General features: G+C 34.4%; 21 protein-coding genes and 3 pseudogenes. All 24 read left to right on the top strand.

Annotated features, from left to right (window positions below):
• Positions 1–72: 72 nt before the first annotated feature.
• The 24 genes and pseudogenes from esaA to EGX96_RS10470 all read left to right on the top strand — a co-directional run bounded on the left by esaA (position 73) and on the right by EGX96_RS10470 (position 23189).
• Positions 73–3084 (top strand): type VII secretion protein EsaA, encoded by a 3012-nt coding sequence (esaA, locus tag EGX96_RS10595; RefSeq protein ID WP_000828094.1) that lies wholly within the window; start codon positions 73–75, stop codon positions 3082–3084.
• Positions 3085–3092: 8 nt separating this feature from the next.
• On the top strand, positions 3093–3566 hold the full coding sequence (essA, locus tag EGX96_RS10590; RefSeq protein ID WP_000769477.1) for a type VII secretion protein EssA: 474 nt from the start codon (positions 3093–3095) through the stop codon (positions 3564–3566).
• Entirely contained in the window at positions 3550–3792 is a 243-nt protein-coding gene (locus EGX96_RS10585; protein WP_001091721.1) for an EsaB/YukD family protein, read from the top strand. The genes essA and EGX96_RS10585 overlap by 17 nt, the downstream gene beginning before the upstream one ends.
• Positions 3792–5066: a type VII secretion protein EssB gene (gene essB / locus EGX96_RS10580; protein ID WP_000447054.1), complete on the top strand. Its 1275-nt coding sequence runs from the start codon at positions 3792–3794 to the stop codon at positions 5064–5066. The genes EGX96_RS10585 and essB overlap by 1 nt, the downstream gene beginning before the upstream one ends.
• A 6-nt stretch (positions 5067–5072) precedes the next feature.
• Positions 5073–5576: pseudogene (locus EGX96_RS11300) on the top strand (cell division protein FtsK).
• Positions 5551–9480, top strand: coding sequence for a type VII secretion protein EssC (gene essC, locus EGX96_RS10570; RefSeq protein ID WP_001902381.1), 3930 nt, complete (start codon positions 5551–5553; stop codon positions 9478–9480). The pseudogene EGX96_RS11300 and the gene essC overlap by 26 nt, the downstream one beginning before the upstream one ends.
• Positions 9481–9493: 13 nt before the next feature.
• Complete coding sequence (locus tag EGX96_RS10565) at positions 9494–9844, top strand: TIGR04197 family type VII secretion effector (RefSeq protein ID WP_001063013.1); 351 nt, start codon at positions 9494–9496, stop codon at positions 9842–9844.
• Between the two features lie 11 nt (positions 9845–9855).
• Positions 9856–10218 (top strand): hypothetical protein, encoded by a 363-nt coding sequence (locus tag EGX96_RS10560; protein WP_000140207.1) that lies wholly within the window; start codon positions 9856–9858, stop codon positions 10216–10218.
• Between the two features lie 2 nt (positions 10219–10220).
• Entirely contained in the window at positions 10221–11135 is a 915-nt protein-coding gene (locus EGX96_RS10555) for a hypothetical protein (RefSeq protein WP_000241584.1), read from the top strand.
• A gap of 128 nt (positions 11136–11263) precedes the next feature.
• A complete protein-coding gene (locus EGX96_RS11145; RefSeq protein WP_000847738.1) occupies positions 11264–11569 on the top strand; it encodes a hypothetical protein in 306 nt (101 codons plus the stop codon).
• 13 nt (positions 11570–11582) lie between these two features.
• Positions 11583–12173, top strand: a complete 591-nt coding sequence (locus tag EGX96_RS10550) for a hypothetical protein (protein ID WP_000581833.1) — start codon at positions 11583–11585, stop codon at positions 12171–12173.
• 20 nt (positions 12174–12193) lie between these two features.
• Complete coding sequence (locus EGX96_RS10545; protein WP_000357796.1) at positions 12194–12448, top strand: DUF4176 domain-containing protein; 255 nt, start codon at positions 12194–12196, stop codon at positions 12446–12448.
• 126 nt (positions 12449–12574) lie between these two features.
• Positions 12575–13003 carry a hypothetical protein gene (locus EGX96_RS10540; RefSeq protein WP_000710899.1) on the top strand — a complete coding sequence of 143 codons (429 nt, stop codon included), beginning with the start codon at positions 12575–12577 and terminating at the stop codon, positions 13001–13003.
• Positions 13004–13236: 233 nt separating this feature from the next.
• Positions 13237–14071, top strand: a pseudogene (locus tag EGX96_RS11345) (CHAP domain-containing protein); the annotation flags it as partial.
• Between the two features lie 394 nt (positions 14072–14465).
• Positions 14466–14915 (top strand): hypothetical protein, encoded by a 450-nt coding sequence (locus EGX96_RS10525; protein WP_001866151.1) that lies wholly within the window; start codon positions 14466–14468, stop codon positions 14913–14915.
• A gap of 4 nt (positions 14916–14919) precedes the next feature.
• On the top strand, positions 14920–15480 hold the full coding sequence (locus tag EGX96_RS10520; protein WP_001866154.1) for a hypothetical protein: 561 nt from the start codon (positions 14920–14922) through the stop codon (positions 15478–15480).
• 154 nt (positions 15481–15634) lie between these two features.
• Positions 15635–16168, top strand: coding sequence for a hypothetical protein (locus EGX96_RS10510; protein ID WP_000526054.1), 534 nt, complete (start codon positions 15635–15637; stop codon positions 16166–16168).
• 347 nt (positions 16169–16515) lie between these two features.
• Positions 16516–16839, top strand: coding sequence for a hypothetical protein (locus EGX96_RS10500; protein ID WP_001057649.1), 324 nt, complete (start codon positions 16516–16518; stop codon positions 16837–16839).
• A gap of 389 nt (positions 16840–17228) precedes the next feature.
• Entirely contained in the window at positions 17229–17606 is a 378-nt protein-coding gene (locus EGX96_RS10495; protein ID WP_000479582.1) for a hypothetical protein, read from the top strand.
• 239 nt (positions 17607–17845) lie between these two features.
• Positions 17846–18004: pseudogene (locus tag EGX96_RS10490) on the top strand (DUF4176 domain-containing protein); the annotation flags it as partial.
• 401 nt (positions 18005–18405) lie between these two features.
• Positions 18406–18528 (top strand): lipoprotein, encoded by a 123-nt coding sequence (locus EGX96_RS10485; RefSeq protein ID WP_000472358.1) that lies wholly within the window; start codon positions 18406–18408, stop codon positions 18526–18528.
• 535 nt (positions 18529–19063) lie between these two features.
• Positions 19064–20803 carry a sensor histidine kinase gene (locus EGX96_RS10480; protein WP_000171904.1) on the top strand — a complete coding sequence of 580 codons (1740 nt, stop codon included), beginning with the start codon at positions 19064–19066 and terminating at the stop codon, positions 20801–20803.
• 11 nt (positions 20804–20814) lie between these two features.
• Positions 20815–21549: a response regulator transcription factor LtdR gene (ltdR, locus tag EGX96_RS10475; protein WP_000866959.1), complete on the top strand. Its 735-nt coding sequence runs from the start codon at positions 20815–20817 to the stop codon at positions 21547–21549.
• 155 nt (positions 21550–21704) lie between these two features.
• Positions 21705–23189, top strand: coding sequence for a carbon starvation CstA family protein (locus EGX96_RS10470; RefSeq protein WP_000256021.1), 1485 nt, complete (start codon positions 21705–21707; stop codon positions 23187–23189).
• Positions 23190–23338: the final 149 nt, after the last annotated feature.

The raw sequence follows: 23338 nt of genomic DNA, 5'->3' as shown, positions 1-23338 counted from the left end.
ATAGTCTATAAGTGAATAGGAAGGCAAAGCCTTCCTATTTTGTTGAAAATAAAATATATTTTAGGAAGAATTATGAAAAGAAATAACTTTAGAATACTTTGGTATATTATAGCTGTTGCTCTCTTTTTAGTAGCTATTGCTGGCCTTAATCTTAAGCTTCAAGGCGATCATGCAAAAGAGAATAAAACAACACAGTCAGCTACTAACACTAAACTAAATATAGCATTAGTCAACGAAGATCAAAATGTATCTAATGGTAAAGAAAGTTATAATTTAGGAGCTAGTTATATTAAGTCTATCGAACGTGATAATAGTCAAAATTGGTCAGTTGTTAGTCGAGGTACTGCTCAAAATGGATTAGACAAAGGTGATTATCAATTAATGGTTATCATCCCTAATAACTTTTCTCAAAAACTTCTTGATGTCAATAAAGCAAATGCAGAGCAAACAACTATCTCTTATAAGGTTAATGCCAAGGGGAATTTAGCATTAGAGAAAAAGGCAACTGAAAAAGAGAAAGATATTGTTTCAGAGTTAAATAGCCACTTAGTAAATATGTACATGGCAAGTATTTTAAGTAACTTATATACAGCTCAAGAAAATGTACAGGCCATGGTAAATGTTCAGTCAGGTAATATCTCAAATTACCAAAAAAATCTTTTAGATTCTGCAACTAATTTCCAAAATATCTTTCCAGCCCTCGTTAACCAGTCTAGTAGTTCCATTACTGCTAACGAATCACTGAAAAAATCTTTAGAAGCTTCTGATAACATGTTTAATGATTTGGTGACAACCCAGACAAATACTGGAAAAGATTTATCAAGCTTAATAGAACAGCGCCATCAAGATAGCATTTCGTATGAAGCGTTTTCGACCTCATTACTAGAAATGAATAACGAGTTATTAGAGAAGCAATTATCTGATATTATCACACAAGCACAAAAAGACCAAGAAACATTATCATCACAACTCAATAGTATTATGGGTGATGATAACAATCATAATCATAAAGAAAACTCATCAGCTTATCTAAATGTTGCAAGGCAAAAAATCCAAGAACTATCTGAAGCACTCAAGTCACAAGATAACATTGCTAAAGATCAAAGTGAACAACTAGATAAAATTGTTAGAGAGGGACTAGCAAGTTACTTTGCTAAGAATAATAAAGATAATATTACTTTATTAGAATTATTGAAGAGTCATTCTACTAATGAGAAGACTTTGAAAGATTTTAAAGCTAAGGTAGCAGATTTCACAAATTCTCTCATTTCAAGCATTCCTTCACTAAACCTTTCGGAGTTGCACTTAACCCAAGAAGAAGAAAAAGCCATTCAGTTTACATCTTCTGATTCGGAAATCATTAAAAAAGTAAGCAACGAAAGAACTCTGTATTTAAATACTAATTTATTGAATCGTCTTTTTGAAGCTAGGAAAAATAGAGATGAAGCTAAAAATAAAGTTAATCAATTAAAATTGTCATCTAGTTCTACTCGAACTGGTGAGCAGATAGTTTCTGTTGAATCAAATAATCCAGATTACAGGGTAGATACCTGGACGGTTAATGGTAAGCAAACAAGAACCTTGGACCCCAGCCAAAACAATAATATTATTATCAATAGCAGTTATCAAAGGGAATCATCTAACTCTAGTATTACGAAACCAAGCTATACAATCACTATCGGGAATCAGAAACAAATTGTACAAAATGATGACGGTAAAATCCAACGGTCTTACTTTGAGGCAGAGGCAACGTATCAACGAACTCTACAAGAAGTAAATGATGCATATAACACCACTCACGGATTAGTAGCTAAATACTACATTATTTCTGATGGCGAAGAACCGCAAAATTTATTTGATCAATTTTTAAATCAAAGTGTTAACGATACGATGGTTGATCTGGTCAAAAATGGTATAACTAAGTATTTGATGGATGAAAACACTGCTGATGCGCAACAGAAAGTTAAAGATGTCATGGAGGAAGTTGAAAATAGTCAAGATGGATTGGCGGATCAAATGGCAAAAGTAACTGAGACAAATGTACGACTAACAGATGCAATCAAAAAACAGCTTGAAACCCTTCAATCAATTAACATGAAGGTCCAAAACATCACACAGGATCAATCTAAAGTAAACGACTCACAGAAAACAACTGATCAACAATTATCTGATTTGAAGAACCAGCTAGATGGGCTAATGACCTCTGCAGCGGGCGTAAAAGATATGTCCAAATCTAATAGTCAAGAGGCGGACCAAGTTAATCAAATATTCACATCATTCAATAAAGATGTTCAAGATGCTAAAAATTCGGGCAACAAACTTTCGACGGATGCAACCGATTTAATGGCTAACTTCCAAAAAGAATTGGCCAATAATGGTGATTTCGTAGCTTCTTTCTCTAAAGTTTTTAATACTGCTTATAAAAATGGAGTGCCAAATGATATTCTCCTTAATTTCTTATCACGACCTGTCGCTGAATCAGCGTCTGCAGTTAGGGCAACTGAAAATACTTATCGCCCATTCACTTGGATACTATTATTAGAAGTTGTTAGCCTATTTACAGCATATATCTTTGCGACTCAAAACCTTATTAAGAAATTGACAGATAGGTATAATGTCAACCGCTGGCTTCAAACAGACTTTTTAAATGTCATTGTCATTTCAGGCCTCTCTCTTGTTATTGGTTTAGCACTGGGAGTTATCTCAAGCAGAAGTCTTCATGTCATGCCTGAATATGTACCATCTTGGTTCCTAGTTATGACTCTGTTTAGTTTTTTATTAATTCATAGTCAGTATTTCTTTATTAAAAATTTTAAAGCAGTTGGTATGGGTTTAGCTTTGTTTATGATTATTAGTTTTGTGTATCTATCAAATGCCGTAGGCACAGTAGCGACTGTTAGTGGACTTCCAAAATTACTAAAAGCTATTAATCCACTATCTATCCTTGAAAATCAATTATCATCTTATTTTGATAATGTGACAACTGGATTTATTTTCCTTATCTTAGTACTTCTTGTGGATGTTGCTTTTATTATCATGAATATTTTTATCACCTTAAATTTTGAAGCTAAAGTAAAAGAGTGAGGTTGTTGATGAAGTTGAAACGATTTTTAGCCTGTCTACTAATATTATCCTGTATGAGTCAAACATCAGTATTTTCTGATGGGTTAAAGAATAATGATATTCATTTTGATACAAAACGTTTAGAATCAGATTCACAAAAAAATTCTGGTTTTCAAACTGAATTAACTAAAGATTTATTTAAAAAAGAAGACCTTAAAAAATTGGATAAAAACCGTCAATCTAAAGTCTCACTCCAGAAAAAGCAGTCTAAGCAACTGTTTCAATATTCAAATAAAGGACAATCTGATAGGAAAAAACGTATCAAACAATTATTTTCTGAAGAAAGTAATCAATTTAAATTTGTTACAAGAACAGAAGAACCGACTGTTTCGGCTGATATTGGTCATATAATTATATACCTGGTTCTCATTAGTTTGGTACTAATATTAGCTTCTATAATGACTTTTAAAATAAAGGACAAAAAGGATGAATACACATATTAACATTACTCTAGATATGGGGGAAACCTCAAAAGATTTACGTATCCCTTTGAAAATTAGCGTTAAGCAATTAGTAATGGAATTAGATAGTATTTTTAGCCGTACTGAAAGGCGTACCAAATATCAACTAAGAGTTATAAATAAAGGTATTTTATTGGGAGAGAACGATATATTAGCGCACCATCCAGTAACAACTGGTGATCGTATAAGGATAGAGGAGTTTTATTAATGGAAACAGATTCGTTTGTATTTGAAGAACAAGACTTTCAATTTGAAAAAGGACCAGATTTTTGGCAGTTATCTCTTAAGCGTTCAAAAGTAGGAACTCAAAATCTGCTACAACTGCAATTGTTAGAAATTCACCATTCTTTGTTGATGCCTATGACAACTGCAATTGATGCAGATACCATTCAATTTCAATTCCAGACAGAAGCGCACGCTCTATTTTTTGAAAGCTTTAAAAAAGAAACTTTATCTGAAAAATTACGATTAGCCTTGAATGTCTTGGATTTAGATAAGGCTTTGTCTTTGTCAGTAAATTTCATTTTGCATCCCTCTAATCTATTTTTAACAAAAAATGCAACTGCTAAAATAGCTTATCGTAGCCTTCCTGGGATTATGAGACCTGAGAAATTTGGTCCAGAAGAGTTTTTATATCAATTCAAATGTTTTGTCTTTGCATTATTGACGCAACATGACTATATAGAGTTGTATAATGGTGCTATTTCTGTTATTGAAGTATCAGATTTCCTAAAAAGCATTTATCATGCAGAAACTATTCAGGCTGTTAGAGACATCATTACTATTGATTATGAGCAGCAAGTAGAAGTAGAAACTCATACGTTAGCAAAAGTATCAAGGGCAAAATATAAGCTTTATAAATACATAAGTGTTTGGCTAGGAGCTTTATCTACAATACTCTTGATTCCGCTAGTATATCTGGTTTTTATTCACAATCCATTCAAAGAAAAAATGTTGGCAGCGGATACTTCATTTATTAAAGTTGATTATAATCAAGTGATTAATCGACTAGAACATGTAAAAGTAAGTAAGTTACCTTATACACAGAAGTACGAGTTGGCCTATTCCTATATTAATGGAATGTCATTTTCTGAAGAACAGCGTGAAGTTATTTTAAACAATGTTACGCTCAAGACTGATGAGCTCTATCTTGATTATTGGATTAATATTGGCCGTGGTTTAGATGATGATGCTATTGATGCTGCCAAACGTTTAGACGATTCTGACCTTGTTATTTATGCTATTGTTCAGAAAATGGATCAGGTTAGAAAAGACAATAGTTTATCTGGTAAAGATCGTGAACAAAAACTTTCTGAGCTACAAACAGACTATGATAAATATTGGAAAGACCGTAAGACAGCCTTAACAGATGAGGAATCCAAATCGAAAAATAGCAATAATCATTCGACAAATTCCAACAAAGAGTCATCTGAATCATCAAGTACTACAGCAAGTACATCTTCTAAAACTAAAAGTAGGTAGGTGGATATGTTAGTTATTTGTTATTATCAATCACTCCGCTACGAATTTAATATTGAAGAGGAGAAATCCTTTCTAATATCATCAAACGGCAAGTCGCCAATACCAGTATCAGATTTAGAAAATGACATCACGCTAAAAAATATACAAGGTCAATTGGTATATATTATTGACTAAAAAGAAAAAGAGTTAACTAATGGTGTAGAGATTTCAGGAATTGTCTTCTATTTAGCGAATAATCAAAAAGAAATTTATACTCCCTTAGATTACGAAGATATATTAATCGGTGATAAAGAAGGGTATCGTGTCCGTTTTAAAGAAGGAGCCCCTAATTTATTACTGAAAAAAATAGAAAGTAATTGGCAGCTTAATTTATTTGAAGGTGATATTTATCTGAATAATCATCTTCAAAAAGTAGTGCAGCAGTTACCTTTAAGTTTAGGTGATGAGATTAGCTTCCAAGGAACAATTGTTAAGCTTTTCCCAGATGAAATTCAAATCTGGGGGGGCTGATTATGAAACATCATTAACTAAGAAAGTTATGTCAGCTTATCAATTTTACGAAGGCTATCCTGATTTTCACCGCTCACCTCGTATTATTTATCGTTCCAGTGAAGATAAAATTACAGTTAATGCGCCTGGTAATGAACCTAATAAGTCTAAAGATGAACTGTTAAAATTAATTGTTCCTCCTCTAGTGATGATTGGAGTCAGCATTCTTATTTCTATTTTTCGTCCTCGTGGTATCTATATCATTGCAACAATGTCAATGGCTCTAGTGACGATGATTTTCTCTATCACTGGTTACTTTAAAAATCGTAAACAGTATAAGCAGGACTTACAAGAACGCATTGATTCCTATCATGACTATTTATCTGATAAGTCAATTGAACTTCAGAAGTTAGCTAAAGAGCAAAAGCGTGGGCAACACTATCATTACCCAACGATTGAAGGTTTACAGGAAATGGCTGATACTTATCACCATCGTATTTATGAAAAGACACCACTTCATTTTGACTTCTTGTATTATCGCCTAGGTTTGGGAGAAGTACCAACGAGCTATAATATTCATTATTCTCAACCAGAACGTTCTGGGAAAAAAGATCCTTTAGAGAACGAAGGCTATAACCTCTACTTTAACAATCGTTATATTAAAAATATGCCGATTGTTGCGAATTTATCACATGGACCAGTTGGCTATATAGGACCACGAGGTTTAGTATTGGAGCAACTCCAATTGATGGTTAATCAATTAGCTTTTTTCCATTCTTACCATGATGTTCAATTTATTACTATTGTTCCAGAGGAAGAGATGGATAAGTGGTCTTGGATGCGTTGGTTGCCACATGAAACCTTACAAGATGTCAATGTTCGTGGCTTTGTTTATAATCAAAGAAGCCGTGATCAAGTGCTCAACAGTCTTAACCAAATTTTAAAATTACGTCGCACACAACGCGAAGATAAATCTGCCAAAGAAGGGACTTTATTTTCTCCGCATTATGTCGTTATTGTAACTGATGAAAAGTTAATTTTAGATCACGTCATCATGGAATTCTTTACGGAAGATCCTACAGAATTGGGATGTTCTCTCATCTTTGTTCAAGATGTTATGAGTTCACTTTCAGAAAATATCAAAACCATTATTAATATTAAAGACCGTAATACTGGTCAGTTAGTTATAGAAGAAGGAGAGCTTAAAGAAACAGATTTTGAATTAGATCATTTCTTAGAGGATTATGACAAGGAAAATATTTCACGTCGCCTAGCTCCGTTAAATCACCTACAAAATCTTAAATCTTCAATACCAGAAGCAGTTACTTTTATGGAAATGTATCAAGCAGAAGAATTTGAAGATTTGCATGTTCAAGAGCGTTGGATAAGCCATGCTCCGTATAAAAGCTCAGCTGTTCCACTTGGCTTACGTGGTCAGGATGATATTGTTTATCTAAACCTACATGAAAAAGCTCATGGTCCTCATGGATTAGTTGCAGGAACAACGGGATCAGGGAAGTCAGAAATTATACAGTCCTATATCCTTTCTTTAGCTGTTAATTTCCATCCACACGATGTAGCTTTCCTTCTCATAGACTACAAAGGTGGGGGGATGGCAAACCTCTTTAAGGACCTGCCACACTTACTTGGCACCATCACCAACTTAGATGGTGCCCAATCGATGCGTGCTTTGGTTTCTATTAATGCTGAATTGAAACGTCGTCAACGTTTATTTGCTAAAGCTGATGTTAATCATATTAACCAGTATCAGAAGAAATACAAACTTGGAGAAGTTTCAGAACCAATGCCTCATCTCTTCTTAATCTCCGATGAGTTTGCCGAATTGAAATCCAACCAACCTGAGTTTATGAAAGAGCTTGTCTCAACAGCGCGAATTGGGCGTTCCCTAGGGATTCACTTAATCCTAGCGACCCAAAAACCATCTGGTGTGGTAGATGACCAAATCTGGTCAAACTCACGCTTCAAACTAGCTCTTAAAGTAGCAGACCGCGGCGACTCCATGGAAATGCTCCATACTCCAGATGCCGCCGAGATTACACAAGCAGGACGTGCCTACCTCCAAGTTGGTAATAATGAAGTCTATGAACTCTTCCAATCAGCATGGTCAGGAGCAGATTACCAACCTGAAAAAGACGACCAAGGGATTGAAGACCATACCATTTATTCCATCAACGACCTTGGCCAATACGAAATCCTAAATGATGATCTTTCAGGCTTAGACCAAGCCGAAAATATTAAAGAAGTACCTACGGAATTAGATGCTATCGTTGAAAACATTCAAGCTTTAACCAAAGAAATGGGCATCTCAGACTTACCTCAACCGTGGCTACCGCCTCTAAGCAATCAGATTGCAGTAACCGATCTCCGTAAGGAGGGATCAGTAGACCTCTGGAGCAAGGCCCCATCTTACAAAGCTGTTCTTGGCTTTATGGATATACCAAGCCAACAAGCACAAGAAGTGGCTTACCACGATTTTGAAGACGATGGGCATTTGTCAATTTTTGCAGGACCAAGTATGGGGAAATCCACAGCCCTTCAAACTGTAACAATGGACTTAGCACGTCATAATAGTCCAGAATTTTTAAACCTTTACCTCTTTGATTTTGGTACCAATGGCCTCTTACCTCTAAGACGTTTGCCACATGTAGCAGATTTCTTTACCATTGATGATGACGAAAAAATAGCCAAGTTTATTGCCCGTATCAAAGTTGAAATGTCTGATCGTAAAAAAGCCCTCAGTCGCTACAATGTCGCGACAGCAAAACTTTACCGTCAGGTATCTGGGGAAACCATGCCTCAAATCCTGATTGTTATTGACAGTTATGAAGGGCTACGGGAAGCTCAAACACCGACTAACTTAGAAGCTTGTTTCCAAAATATTTCGCGTGATGGGTCGTCACTTGGCATTTCCTTAGTTATCTCAGCTGGTCGTACGGCAGCTTTGAGGTCGTCCTTAATGGCAAACCTTAAAGAACGTATCGCTCTTAAATTAACAGATGACTCTGAATCACGGACACTTGTCGGTCGTCACCAACACATCATGGAAGATATTCCAGGACGTGGATTAATCAAACGTGATGACATTGAAGTGTTACAAGTGGCTCTCTCAACAGAAGGCACTGAAACCTTTGACATCATCAATAACATCCAAAACGAATCTGACGCCATGAACAGCAAATGGACTGGACCAAGACCAAAAGCAATACCAATTGTTCCCGAAGAATTAACCTTTGACGACTTTATGGCTACAGATAGTGTTCAAGCTGACCTATCAGCTAATCGTTTACCATTTGGGCTTGAAATGGTTGACGTTGAAAGTTATAGTTTAGCACTTAATCGCTTTAAGCATATGCTTTACATGTCTGATTCTGACGAGTCACTCGAAGCAGTTGGTTCCCATATCATCAAGGTCTTGCTTAACGTCCCAAATTACCATAACATGATCATCGATTCGCTTGGCGAATATGAAAGCTATCAAGGTCAGGTACGTACTTATGTGGGTTCTGATATGATTGAAGATATGGCGGATCAGTTGATCTATGAGTTGCAGCAACGTGAAAGCCAATCTGAGATAGCTGAATGGTTTATCATGATTCCAGATTTTGAAAGCTTTGTGGCTAAGAGCAATATGAAGCTTGAACAGGTTCAGGCATTGCTTGACAATGGACCACGCTATGGTTTACATCTGATTCTTGGATCAAGCTATAACTATGTTGGGACTAAGATCGATGCTGTGCCTAAATACGTTCGCACAACGACCCAGTATGTGCTGGCTGGCATGAGGCTCATGGATCAAACCTTCCTTGAAAAAGTGTATAATAGTAAGGAAATCCGTCCAAACAAAGACGAAGCCTACATTCACGATAGAAAAACCTATCAAAAATTAAAACTCACCATAGACTAAGAAAGGAGACCAAATGGCAAAAATACAAAGTGATGCCTCCGTCGCATCCACCTGTGCAACTGCAATACAATCAGGAGCCAGTGGAATCACAGCAGTAGGAGCTCCAACTAAGGATTCAAACAGTGATTATAGTGGTAATAGCGATGCTTCAACTTACATCGATGGAGAGGCAAGTAGTAGTAGCCAAATTGCTGAAAAAATAAATGAGTTCATAGCTCTCATTCATTCTACGGTGAATGAGTTTGAAGCTATTGACCAAAAAATTAGCCAAGAGATTGCGGCAAATACTAAATATACAATGCCTAGTAATGACAGCTCTGTTATATCAAATCCGGATTTTAAGCCTAAATATGGTTTGTTTTAATAGGTGATGTTATGACTGAACGAACATTCGAAGATATTGAACTTGACTTAAAGTTATTCCAAATAAAGCTTGATAATGCTGAGAATAGTAAAAGGCTCTTACAAAAATTGAAAAACGACGTCATGGAGTTACAAATAGAGTTACTAGAATCATTAAAACTCGGTGATGCCTATTTAACAGAATCAGAAGAATTAGAAGAGAATAATGACTTTATTCTAACGGTAAATAGTGAAACACTAAGTTTAGAAGAATCCTATGACAATAGGATAAACTTAGTTTCTAAAGAGATTATGGATTATGAAAATGCATTAGATAAGTTGTATTATGAAAAACAGAGTTTGATGCAAAAAAGTAATGAAAGAAAAGGAGGTTAAAAATGGTAAAAGTTAGTGTAAGTTCTGTAGGAACTCAAGCATCAACAGTAGCTATTTCTATGTTTAGTCGTGTATCGGCTTTAAATGATGCAATAACAAAACTATCATCTTTTGCAGAGGCTGCAACTCTTCAAGGGACTGCTTATTCAAATGCAAAAAGCTATGCTACTGGAACGTTAACTCCGATGCTTCAAGGAATGATTCTTTTCTCTGAAACATTGAGTGAGAAATGTACAGAATTACAAACCTTATATGTCTCAATTTGTGGTGATGAGGATTTAGACTCTGTCGTTTTAGAATCAAAATTAGCAAGTGATAGGGCATCATTAAAGATTGCTGAAGCACTTTTAGAGCATCTTAACGATGATCCAGAACCTTCCAAATCTGCCATAAGTTCTACAAAAAGTAATATTAAAAAATTAAAAAAACGTATAAAATCTAATCAAAAGAAATTAGACAACCTTAATGAATTTAACGCCCATTCAGCAACAGTATTTGCGGACATTTCTAATGCACAGTCAACTGTTAACCAAGCACTAGCGGCTGTTTCAACAGGATTTTCTGGATATAATAGTAAAACCGGAGCTTTTGGAAAACCAACATCCGGACAGATGGAATGGACAAAGACAGTTAAGAAGAATTGGAAAGAGCGAGAAGACGCCAAAGCTGAAGAACTGAAAAGTAAAAAGGCTGAAGAAAGTAAGAAAGCTTCAAAAATTGAAAATACTACTAAAAAAAGTAATGTTTCAGTTGATAAAAAGAAATTAATAAAAGCGGCTAATGAAGCGTATAAATTAGGAGAAATTAAAAAAGATACCTATGAATCAATTATCAGTGGTTTAAGTAATGCATCGGCTGCCTTACTTAAAGAGGTAGCTAAATCAAAATTGACTGACACAGCTCGGCTATTGATGTAAATCCTTCTTACGCTAACTTCATTAGAGGCTCGAGCCAATTTGTAAAATATGGAGCGCCTGTACTTGGGGCTGCAATTGACTTTGGAGCAGCTCAAGTAAAAGGTGGAGAAGATGTAGAAGATGCAACTATGAAGACAGGAGCACCCGTAATAATTGGTAGTGCTGCAAAAGTTGTAGGAACGGCTGCGGGTACCGCAACAGCTGGACTATTAATTTCAACAGGTGTACTTGCACCGCCTGCTCCTGTTGTTGGTTCTGCTGTGGACTTTGGTGCTACAGCAGTAATAGGTGTAGGTGGATCGATGGTGTTCGATTATGTTTATGATAATAAAGATGAAATAAATCATATTATAAAAAGAGCATCGAAGGATACAATTAACAATGTTAGTGATTTTTTTGAATTAATGTATGATTCAACAGGTAGTATAAATTGAGAAGGAATTTATTTTGATACATAGAGAGAAATCATATGCAGAAATATATCATGACGGAAATCAAGGTTATTATTATAATTTTGATACAAAAATTTTTTACATTAAAAGTTTTGAAACGCCTAATTATCAAAAAGAAAATTTAGAAAATATTAAAAAATATTCTAGTATTATTACGTTTCTTGTTCTCATACTCATTCCTATTAATAATTGGTATAGAACAATAGCTAATTTAAAGTTGAATTTAATTCTTGCAATAATGTTTATCGTAATTGCACTAGTAGTAGTTAACAAATTAAACAATATAGTTTCGAAACAAAAGAGAAATATCGATAATATTAGTTACGAGAAAATGGAATTTGACAAAGAAAAAATAGCAAATATAATTGTTTCTGCTGAAGAATTGTCGAATAAACTGTTATTTTTATTAGTAATTTCATTATTTATATCCCTACTCCTAATAATGTTATATTTTAAATACTCAGTATTGATATTTTTTCCTATAGCACTTATGTTACTAATATTATCAAGATTGTTATTAGAAAATATTGATTTTTTTGAAAGAAAAAATGCAATAAATGAAATAAAAAAGCAATATAATTTTTAATTGTAAAAATAGAAGAAAAAATGGATAAAATACATACTCTAGGAAGTGTCATTGAATTAAAAAATGATAGTCAGAAAGTCATGATTACATCAAGATTTCCGTTATATGACAATGAAGGTCAATTGGGATATTTTGATTATTCTGGATGTATTTTCCCAATTAGTATAGTTGGAAATGAAACTTATTTTTTCAATTTGGAAGATATAGATAAAGTCTTGTTTGAAGGTTACTATGATGAAAATGAAGAGGAGATGCAAAAAATATTTTTGAAATAAATAAAAGATATCAAATACCCTCACTTTTCAGTAGACGTTTTAAAATAGTCATCTGAAGAATAAAAGAAAAGTAATTTTTAATATTAAATTCTTTAAACACTCTATAAACTATTAAGGAAAAACGTTTTGAAAAAAGATAAATATATTGCATTGTGTTTGTTGTGTGCAATTGCCACGTCAAACTTATCGGCTGTTACGGTTTTTGCTCAGGATGCACAAACTATTTTGACGCAAGCTACGACTGTAACTGATCAAACAAGTGAAAAAGCTGGAGAAAATTCATCAGCTGAGGCGACAAGCGCTTCTGAGTCAGTTTCATCAGAAGCGACGACAGTGGTACCTGAGGCAAGTCTGCCTTCAACTGATCTCCATGCCCAACCAGCAGATAGCAAAACAGCTCCTACTGAGACTGTAATTGAGGGACAAACAGAAACTAATCCGACGACTAGTCCAGATAAACAGTTCCTTCAACAAGTGATTCCAAAGGAGAAACACAGGCTGGGACGCAAACAGATACAAGCAAACCCGAAACTCCAGCTCCTAGTCAGTCTGTAACACCAGTGGTGCCAAGCCAACCTCAAGTGACAGCAACACCTCAGAAATCTGAAGTTGTGACACCAGCCATTACGAGTGGCATTGATTTGCCAGATGTTGCCATACCTACGGCAATGGCTAGCGCAGCTTATGTCAAACACTGGATAGGCAATGATGCTTATACACACAATCTATTGTCTCACCGTTACGGCATTACTGCCGCACAGCTTGATGGATTCTTACAGTCGACAGGTATCACATACGATAGCAGTCGCATCGACGGTCAAAAAATCTTAGACCGAGAGAAATCATCTGGTCTGGATGCGCGTGCAATCATTGCCATTGCTATCGCAGAAAGTTCGCTTGGTACACAAGGCGTTGCCACAGCACCAGGTGCTAATATGTTTGGTTTTGGGGCAGTTGACAACAATACAACTAACGCTCAAAACTTTAGTGATGACAAGGCTGTCATTAAAATGACGCAGGAAACCATCATCCAAAACCAAAACACCAGCTTTGCCATTCAAGACCAAAAAGCACAATTCTTGTCAACTGGCAACTTGAATGTAGCGGCTCGAGGTGGGGTTTACTTCACGGATGCTAGCGGTTCTGGTAAACGTCGTGCGGCCATTATGGAGAGCATTGACAAGTGGATTGACGCGCATGGCGGAATTTCTGAGATTTCAAAGGAACTGCTCAACACGTCGTCCGTCGCTATGATGGCAGTCCCAACGAGTTACTCTGTTTCAAGAGCTAATCAAGCGGGCAACTATGTGGCAGGCACTTACCCTTGGGGCCAAAGAACTTGGCTACCAGTTTGGACCATTTATGGGTAATGGTGGCGATTGGAAAAATAAGCCGGGCTATCAAACCACACACGAGGCAAAAACAGGCTACGCCATCTCATTTAGCCCCGGCCAAGCTGGTGCTGATAGAACTTACGGCCACGTGGCCATCGTCGAAGACGTTAAGGAAGACGGATCTATCCCGATCTCCGAATCAAATGTCCTAGGACTTGGCACCATCTCCTACCGCACCTTCAGTGCAGCAGAAGCAGCACAATTGACTTATGTAGTTGGGGAGAAGTAGATAATTATTCTTTGAAAAACAAAAGGTTCTTAGCTTGTCAAAATCTAAGACCCTTTTATCTTTCATAAGAACTTTAAAATCAACAGATTTTTATCACCAAATGGACTGGACCGAGACCAATAGCCATTCCAATTGTTCCAGAAACACTTACCTTTGAGGAGTTTAAAGCATATGAGGATGTTAAAAAAGCAAGTGAGACTAATCAGATTTCACTTGGTATTAGCTTAAAAGAAGTTGATAATTGTAGCATTCCACTTTCGAAATTCAAACAGTTACTTTTTACTTCTGACAATCCAGATAATTTGTCTAACTTGATGCGCTTCTTAGTTAAATCTGTTTCATTGATTAAAGATAGTAAGTTTATCTTTTAGACACTGCTTCTGATTATGATGATTTGACAGAACAACAAATTGAATATATCAATAATCGAAGTGAAATAGCAGGGCATTTAGAAGCTATTGTTTCAGAAATCTATTTAATAGAAGAATCTGGTAAAATAGAATCATGGTTTGTTACTATTCCTGATATGAATAGTTTTGTGGCAGAAACAAATATGGATAGAGAACAGATTTTATTCTTACTTGACTCGGCTCACAAATATCATATTTATTTCTTATTTGGTGGTTTAGCATCATACCTTATGACTAATATCTCAGATGTTCCAAAAGCTATTAGAACACAGGCACAGTATGTTCTCTTAGGAATGAGAGTTATGGATCAGTCAGTATTACCGAAATCATATAATTCAAAAGAACCTTATTTGAAACCAGATATGATTTATATTCATGATAGAAGACAAGAAAGAATGCTTAAAATCACTCAAGAAATAGAAATGGAGCATTGAGCATATGAAAAAACAAAAACTATTACTGCTTATTGGAGGCTTATTAATAATGATAATGATGACAGCATGTAAGGATTCAAAAATCCCAGAAAACCGCACAAAGGAAGAGTACCAAGCTGAACAAAATTTTAAACCGTTTTTTGAGTTTTTAGCACAAAAAGATAAAGATTTGAGCAAAATACAAAAATACTTACTATTAGTATCGGATTCAGGTGATGCATTAGATTTAGAATATTTCTATAGTATTCAAGATTTAAAAAAAAATAAGGATTTAGGGAAGTTTGAAACAAGAAAAAGTCAAATAGAAAAGCCGGGTGGCTATAATGAGTTAGAAAATAAAGAGGTCCCATTTGAATATTTTAAAAATAATATAGTTTATCCAAAAGGAAAACCGAATATTACATTTGATGACTTTATTATCGGAGCAATGGATACTAAAGAATTAAAAGAATTAAAAGAATTAAAAAAATTAAAAGTAAAAAGTTATTTATTAAAACATCCGGAAACTGAGTTGAAAGATATAACATATGAATTGCCGGCACAGTCGAAGCTTATTAAAAAATGAGAGATAAATTTAAAATATCTGATATTAAGGAAGCAGATATTACTTTTACAAAAAGTGGAAAAAATAATTTTGACTATACACTAAGGATAAAAACTAAAAACAAGAGATACTATTTGGGTGAGACCTATAGTTTTAGAAAATAAACGGAGAAGTTATGGGAAATGATAATGTAACTATAAAACTAGAACATCGGGTTAAAACATCAGCAGATTTATCAGATTATGTATACAAATATGAGAGGGCTTATACAGATGCTTTAAATAATGGTGATGACATAAAAGAAGCAAGTGAAAGTACTAAAAAAGAGTTAAATCAACTAATTGATAGAACTGATTTAACTTATAGTGACGGTATGTATGACAAAGAGACTGGTATTGCAGCTATTGCTGTAAAAGATAAAAATACTGGTGAGACTTATATAGCTTATGCGGGTACTAATAAGGATGCTGATGGGGCAACCGACTTTATTTCAGATGCAAATATCGGTGCTAATAACTCTGCTTATTTAAAACGATTAGGAGACAAAGCTACTAGCTTTTATGATCGTGTTCAAAGTAATGGCGATAATATTACTGTCACAACAGGTCATTCTTATGGTGACTTTCTCGCTTCTAGAGTGGCAATTGAGCTAATTCCATTCTTTATTAACTTTAGAAAAGTTAATGATTCATTTCACTTTTGTTATTAGCTTGTGATCACTTATAAAGTGACAGCTAGTTCATGAAATCTCTTAGGAGTTTTCTGGCATTAAAGGTAACCTATGATTTAAAAAATATCTCATGGAATTCAATGCGGAATCCTCAACAGTCTTTTGTGGACTAACAGAAGTTCAGGATGTCGTTTCGGCAGGCCTTAACTATTCTCAGAAGGTTTTGGAAATTTCAATGGTACATTTGATACCTCAGGTAAGGGATTAGAATGGACAAAAACAATTCAAACAGGTATGAAAAAACGAGAAGAAGATGCTAAACAGTTGAGAAAAAAGCTTTAGAAGATTCAAATAAGCTCAGAAAAATTGCGTCAAAAGGAGTTACTTTGAATAATGCAGCAATAAAATCCCTTAAAAATGAAGTCCTTGAATTAAATCCCAAAAATGCTTTTAAAGGATGGGGAAAATTAGGAAGAATTGCTAAAGCTGGTAAAGTATTAGGTTGGACTGGGAAAATAGTCAATATAGAAACTAATGCCAAAAAAGACTTTTTTGATGATAAGACTTCTACACTAGATCAAAAAATCAAAAACTTTGCTATAGATTCAGGTGTAGATGCATTGTCCGGTGCAGCAATAGGAACTTTGGTAGGAGGACCTGTGGGAACCGTTGTTGGAGCAGTGCAGGGCTGGCATTTGATTTTGCTTTGAATTTTAAAGTTAAGGAGTTGGGTAATGAATCAATTACAGGTTTTGCTAAAAAAGGATTAAAAGATTTATTTGGAGGGTAAAATTTTTGAAACAGAGCAACCATAGATATCATGGACCGTTAATTGAGTTTGAAATAGAATATTCATATATTAAAATTTTTCCATGGATTGGACTATTTATATCTTGCATAGGGTTATATGCAAGTAATTTTGGTGATCCTTTAGGTTTTATAAAATTCATATTTTCTGTATGCATTTTTGTTAATTTGGTCTCAATAATTATTTCGCTTTTTTTTAAAAAATATCTAATTTTTTAAAAAAATTTCTTATATTTTATTATCATTAGTATTCCTAACACTTATTATAGGTTTTGATTTTATAGGCTTGGCAATGTTTTTAAATAATAGAAATTTTGGACATGTTCAATCAATTTATTATACTGAGATGGCAAAAATGTATATTATGATAATGTTAATTATTTTTATTGTATTTTCTGGAATATATTATTTCTATTATTTACCAAAAAATCAGGGGAAAAAATGGAAATTTAATCAGTGGAAATTACAAAAAGGAAAAAAGGAACAATTAAAAATTAATTATGGAATTATTTTTGGTTTAGTGATGCTTTCTCCAGTCTTTCTTGTAGGTAGTATTGAAAATATTTTTGGTTTGATTGGAGGTGTATTATTTACGGCAACTTTTCCAGCTCTGATTGTCGATTCCCTTTATGCAGCATATTATATTCATAAGCATCCCGAATATGAGTGATAAATTAATTAATTTAAGGTAGGAGCAATAAATATCTAGAAAAAATGAAGTAGGTAGAATAGTCTCTACGCTTGCTGAGAGTGTTTTTGTAGTAATCATAACAGCTCCAATTTGTACCAGTAGTAGCAGTTGTTATAGGTACTTTGGCCATTGTGGAGTAAAAGCACTCTATGAAAATGTTAAAGATGTAAGAAATTTTGTGGAGCCATTTCATGAGCAAATATTATTGATCAAGATGATATTTTGATTATCTGGCAGGATTTTTCCAGAGAGCTCAATTTAGAACAAGTATATTATTTCAATGAGGAAGATATTGATGAAGTAATTTTTGGAGGTACCATGACGAAGAGCAAGAAAGAGTAGCTCGTGTCATTGAAAATTGGAAAAATATTTTTTGATTTTTTATCGTTATGTTTTATAAATACTCTGGTGATATTGATTTTTTTAACAGATAATAGAATTCATATTCAGTTTCTAATACCAAAACCTATGCCATGCTTCAAGCGCGATGATACCATTAATTGATGGAATGACCCTCTGTAGGATTTAAAGTACTTTGTTTAACTATTGATACGAAGGAGTGGGAAGAAAGAATCAGTCTAGAAAAAGTAGAAGAAGTTTTTTTTGTGAAATCAAAAATAGCTAATCCTGAATATCATACAAATAATATGAATTTAAAAATCTTGATTCTTACATTGATATGTATACCATAACTATATTGCATTGAGTTGGTTGTTTGCGATAGCAACGTCAAGACAGCAATAAAATTGAAAAAATCAATAAGATAAGAGGAAAAGTGATGTTTAAAGGATTTAAAAAATTGATTATTATTATGGGAGGGATAAGCTTAATGATGATTTTAACAGCATGTGACTTAGTAAAAAAAATCACCAATGGGTTCAAGAACATTGAAAATACTTAGAAGCTGGATCAAAAGTTATCAAAGAAGTCAGCCAAAACATTCAACCAGTTATTTCTGATCTGAATAGCTATCTCAATGGAGCGGCAAGTGCTTTTGAGCAATCGGATTCGAGTGCAGCTACTCATATTAAAAATAACACCATCGCCCAATTTTAAAAAGCAGTACCAAATCGTGTGAGAAATTACCAGGCTAATTGTGAGTGAGAATCTATTGTTCTCACTTTTTTATTATCAAAACGCTTAAATTCTTTACTTAGACCTCACCTACACACTTCAGATAATGGGTGTTACATATTAATTAATAAATATGTAAAAAATAATATTTGATATGCTATAATAATAATATATTTGATTAATCAAAATTTTTTAGTGAAAGTATCTATCATCCTTAAGTAGTTGTTTTCATAATAGTTGTTGATGGATATCCCCTTAATTGTCTTGAGAATACTTGATAGAGAGACATTTTAAATGAGTAATGAAATGAATCATTTTATACCTATGTTATAACGGACTAATTAATACTTTGGAGAGATTTAATGACACTCTTTTTAATTATGATGGAGCGAGCGGGGTTAATCATATTATTAGCCTATGCCTTTGTGCATATCCCCTTTATAAAACAAACTTTGAAGCAACCCGAATTAAAAAAACACCAGTATATTCTGCTTATCTTATTTAGCTTATTTGCTATTATTTCTAATTTTACAGGGGTAGAAATTCAGTCAGATTTATCTATCATTCCACAAACTCTTAATCATATAGCAGATCAATCATCGGTTGCCAATACACGTGTTTTAACCATTGGTGTATCAGGTCTAATCGGTGGCCCCATAGTCGGTATTATAGTTGGTCTCTTATCTGTATTCGTTAGGTATTTGCAAGGAGGATTAGCCCCTCATATTTATGTCATTTCTTCCTTACTAATTGGTTTATGCTCTGGATTATCAGGCAATTATCTTCGTAAAAATTATAATAAAATTCGTGTTTTAGATGCAATGGTTGTTGGTTTCGGTATGGAAATTCTACAAATGATCTGTATCCTCATTTTTAGTGTTGACTTTAATCAGGCGCTTCGCTTAGTATCTTTTATCAGCATGCCAATGATTTTAAGTAATACTTTAGGTTTAGGTATATTTATATCCATTATTTCATCTACTCAAAAATTAGAAGAACATGCTAAAGCATTTCAAACCCATCAAGTACTTGAATTAGCAAATTTAACCCTTCCTTACCTTAGAAAGGGACTGACAACAGAATCTTGTCAACCAGTAGCTGAAATTATTCATAAACATATGGATGTGAGTGCTGTTAGCCTGACTAGTCAATCAGCCATTTTAGCCTATGTAGGAGATGGAGCTGACCATCATCTTCCTAATACTCAAATATTAACAAAGCTTGCTAAAAGAGCAATAGATACTGGTAAAGTTAGTGTCGCAACTGATAAAAGTGAAATCGAATGCGACCATAAGAATTGCCCACTTAGTTCAGCAATTGTTATTCCATTACACATCCACGATGTTATAGTGGGTACTTTGAAATTATATTTTTCAGACGCACAACATATGACTTACGTTGACCGTCAATTAGCTGAAGGATTAGGCAATATCTTTTCCACTCAGTTAGCTTTGGGACAAGCTGAGGAAGCAACAAGGTTACTACAGGATGCGGAAATGAAGTCTCTCCAAGCGCAGGTTAATCCGCATTTTCTTTTTAATGCACTTAATACTATTTATGGTTTAATTCGCATGGATAGCGAAAAAGCAAGAAAGCTCGTCCAAGATTTTAGCAAGGTTATTCGTGCTAATCTTCAACGGGCAAAGCAAAATTTAATTCCTCTTCATGATGAATTGGAACAGGTTAACGCCTATTTAGCCCTTGAAGAAGCAAGATTTCCCAACATGGTGGCCTTTAATTTAGACAACCAAACAAATTCAGATGACAACTTAATGATTCCTCCCTTTACATTGCAGGTCTTGATTGAAAACTCTTATAAACACGCTTTTAAGCATGTTAATAAAAATAACCAGCTAAAGGTTACTATTGCAAGAAATAATGATAGGCTTCATATCATTGTCCAAGACAATGGTATTGGGATTCCAAAAGAAAAATTAATAACGCTTGGAAAAAAAACTCAAATTTCAAAACAAGGTTCTGGTACAGCTATTGAGAATCTCGTTCGTCGCTTGAATATTATTTATGATGGACAAGCAAGTTTAAAATTTGAATCAAATGATTCAGGAACTTGTGCTATTGTTAATATCCCCATTAAAAATTAGAAAGGTATTGTATGAAAGTTTTAGTAGTTGATGATGAACCAGTTGCACGTAACGAATTAATTTACCTTCTTAATAAGTATGATTCTAACCTCGTTATAGCAGAGGCGCATGATATGGCTACTGCATTAGCTATTTTACTTAGAGAAACTTTTGATGTAGCACTGTTAGATATCCATCTCAGAGATGATTCTGGGTTGCAATTAGCAGAGTATATCAATAAAATGCCCAAACCACCATTATTGATATTTGCGACTGCTTATGATCAATATGCTATTCAGGCTTTTGAGCATGATGCGCGTGATTATTTGTTAAAACCCTATGATTTTGATAGGCTAAAGCAAGCTATGGATAGAGTAAAAGGAGCGCTAAGTACATCTACAATTATAGAGAGCGTAACTTCCGGTCCTCTCTTCAAGCAACAGTATCCATTGACAGTAGAAGATCGAATCTATCTGGTGTCGGCGGATGATATCCTTTTGATTGAAGCTATGCAAGGAAAACTGATTATACAAACACCTGATAAAAATTATGAAATTGATGGCTCTCTACAACAATGGCAAGATAAACTACCATCATCTCAATTTGTACGGGTACATCGCTCTTACATTGTGAACATTAATGCTATTAAAACGATTGAACCTTGGTTTAACCAAACACTTCAGTTACACCTTTGTAATAAAATAACAGTTCCTGTTAGCAGAGCAAATGTAAAACCCCTAAAACAAATGTTAGGCATATCTACCTAACTAATGAAAAGTTATTCATCATAAAACTTAGACTATTCATTTCTAAAAAACAACCATTCATCTTGAAAATAGGAAATTTCAATTTTTCAATGCTATACTAAAGTCATGAAAACGCTTAATAAAATTAAGCAAAAAAATTTTTAGGAGGCAGTGATATGGTAACATTTTTAGGAGGGGTAGCCCTTTTAATTGTTGGTTATTTCACGTACGGTAGATACATTGAAAAGAATTTTCAAATTGATGAAAATCGCCAAACACCTGCAGAAGCATTAAGGGATGGATATGATTTTGTTCCTATGCCAAAATGGAAGAATGGGATGATTGAGTTATTGAACATCGCAGGAACCGGACCTATCTTTGGACCTATTTTAGGAGCACTCTATGGTCCAGTTGCTTATATCTGGATAGTCTTAGGATGTATTTTTGCAGGGGCTGTTCATGATTATATGATTGGAATGATTTCTCTTAGAAATAATGGTGCATATCTTCCTGAATTAGCTAGTCGCTATCTTGGAAAGTCAATGAAGCATGTGATCAACATTTTTTCAATGCTATTACTTATTTTAGTTGCAACCGTATTTGTGGTAACTCCAGCTAATCTTATCCTAAGTATTTTACCAGCTGGGACACTATCTTTACCTTGGATAATCGGTCTTATTTTCGTTTATTACCTTATTTCTACAGTCTTACCTATTGATAAAGCACTTGGTAAAGTTTATCCTGTATTCTGCGTCATCTTAATGGTTAGTACGGCAGCAGTTGGCTTCCGTTTATTAACTGGTGGCTTTGATATGCCAAACTTAACTTTTGAAACCTTTAAAAATATGCATCCAGCTGGGCTTGGGATATTCCCTGCTTTATTCTTTACCATTTCATGTGGAGCCATCTCTGGTTTCCATGCTACCCAAGCACCTATGGTCTCAAGAACAACTGTTAATGAGAGAGAAGGGCGTTTCACTTTCTACGGCATGATGATTGCAGAAGGAGTAATTGCGATGATTTGGGCAGGTGCTTCAATGAGCTTGTTCAAAGGTCAAAATCTCTATGAAATGATTGCTGCTGGGACACCTTCTGCAGTTGTCAATCAAGTAATGTTAATGTTACTCGGTAGTGTAATTGGAACTATCGCTATCATTGGTGTTATTGTTCTCCCTGTTTCATCTGGTTTATCAGCTTTCCGTAGCTTACGTACTATCGTTGCTGATTATATCCATGTCAAACAAGATACTCTTCCAAAAATCTTTGCTGTAACTATCCCATTATATGTTATTTCATTTGTCCTTACACACGTTGATTTTAATCTCCTATGGCGTTACTTTAACTGGGCAAATCAAGTAACTGCTGTTATTGGTTTATTAGTTGCTACAAGATATCTCATCCTAAAAAGACGAAATTATTGGGTAACATTTGTACCAGCTATGTTCATGTTGTATGCAGTAGTTGTTTATATTTTATCTCAACCAATTGGATTTAATATGGGCTTAGGCATCTTAACTTATTCACTTGCTTTAGTGTTAACAGGTATTCTTGTTGGACTTTTCTGGAAATCTGGTCAAAAACAATTAAAAACTGTTCATCCTGAAGCATTCCTGTTTAACGATCATAGACCAATTAATTATTACAGTAGTTTAGATTCTTAATATTATTTTGAAGCCATGTTATTAAGACTTACAGTTATCACAATAACCTCGAATGAAGTATCATTCGAGGTTATTTTTCTACTAAAAATTCCAGTAAATATTTCTGTTTGATTACAAATGTTACAAAAATATTTGACAACCTTCTTTCA

The organism is Streptococcus sp. FDAARGOS_520, assembly GCF_003812685.1.
Lineage (GTDB): Bacteria > Bacillota > Bacilli > Lactobacillales > Streptococcaceae > Streptococcus > Streptococcus agalactiae.
This window is presented reverse-complemented; position numbering and strand designations above follow the sequence as displayed.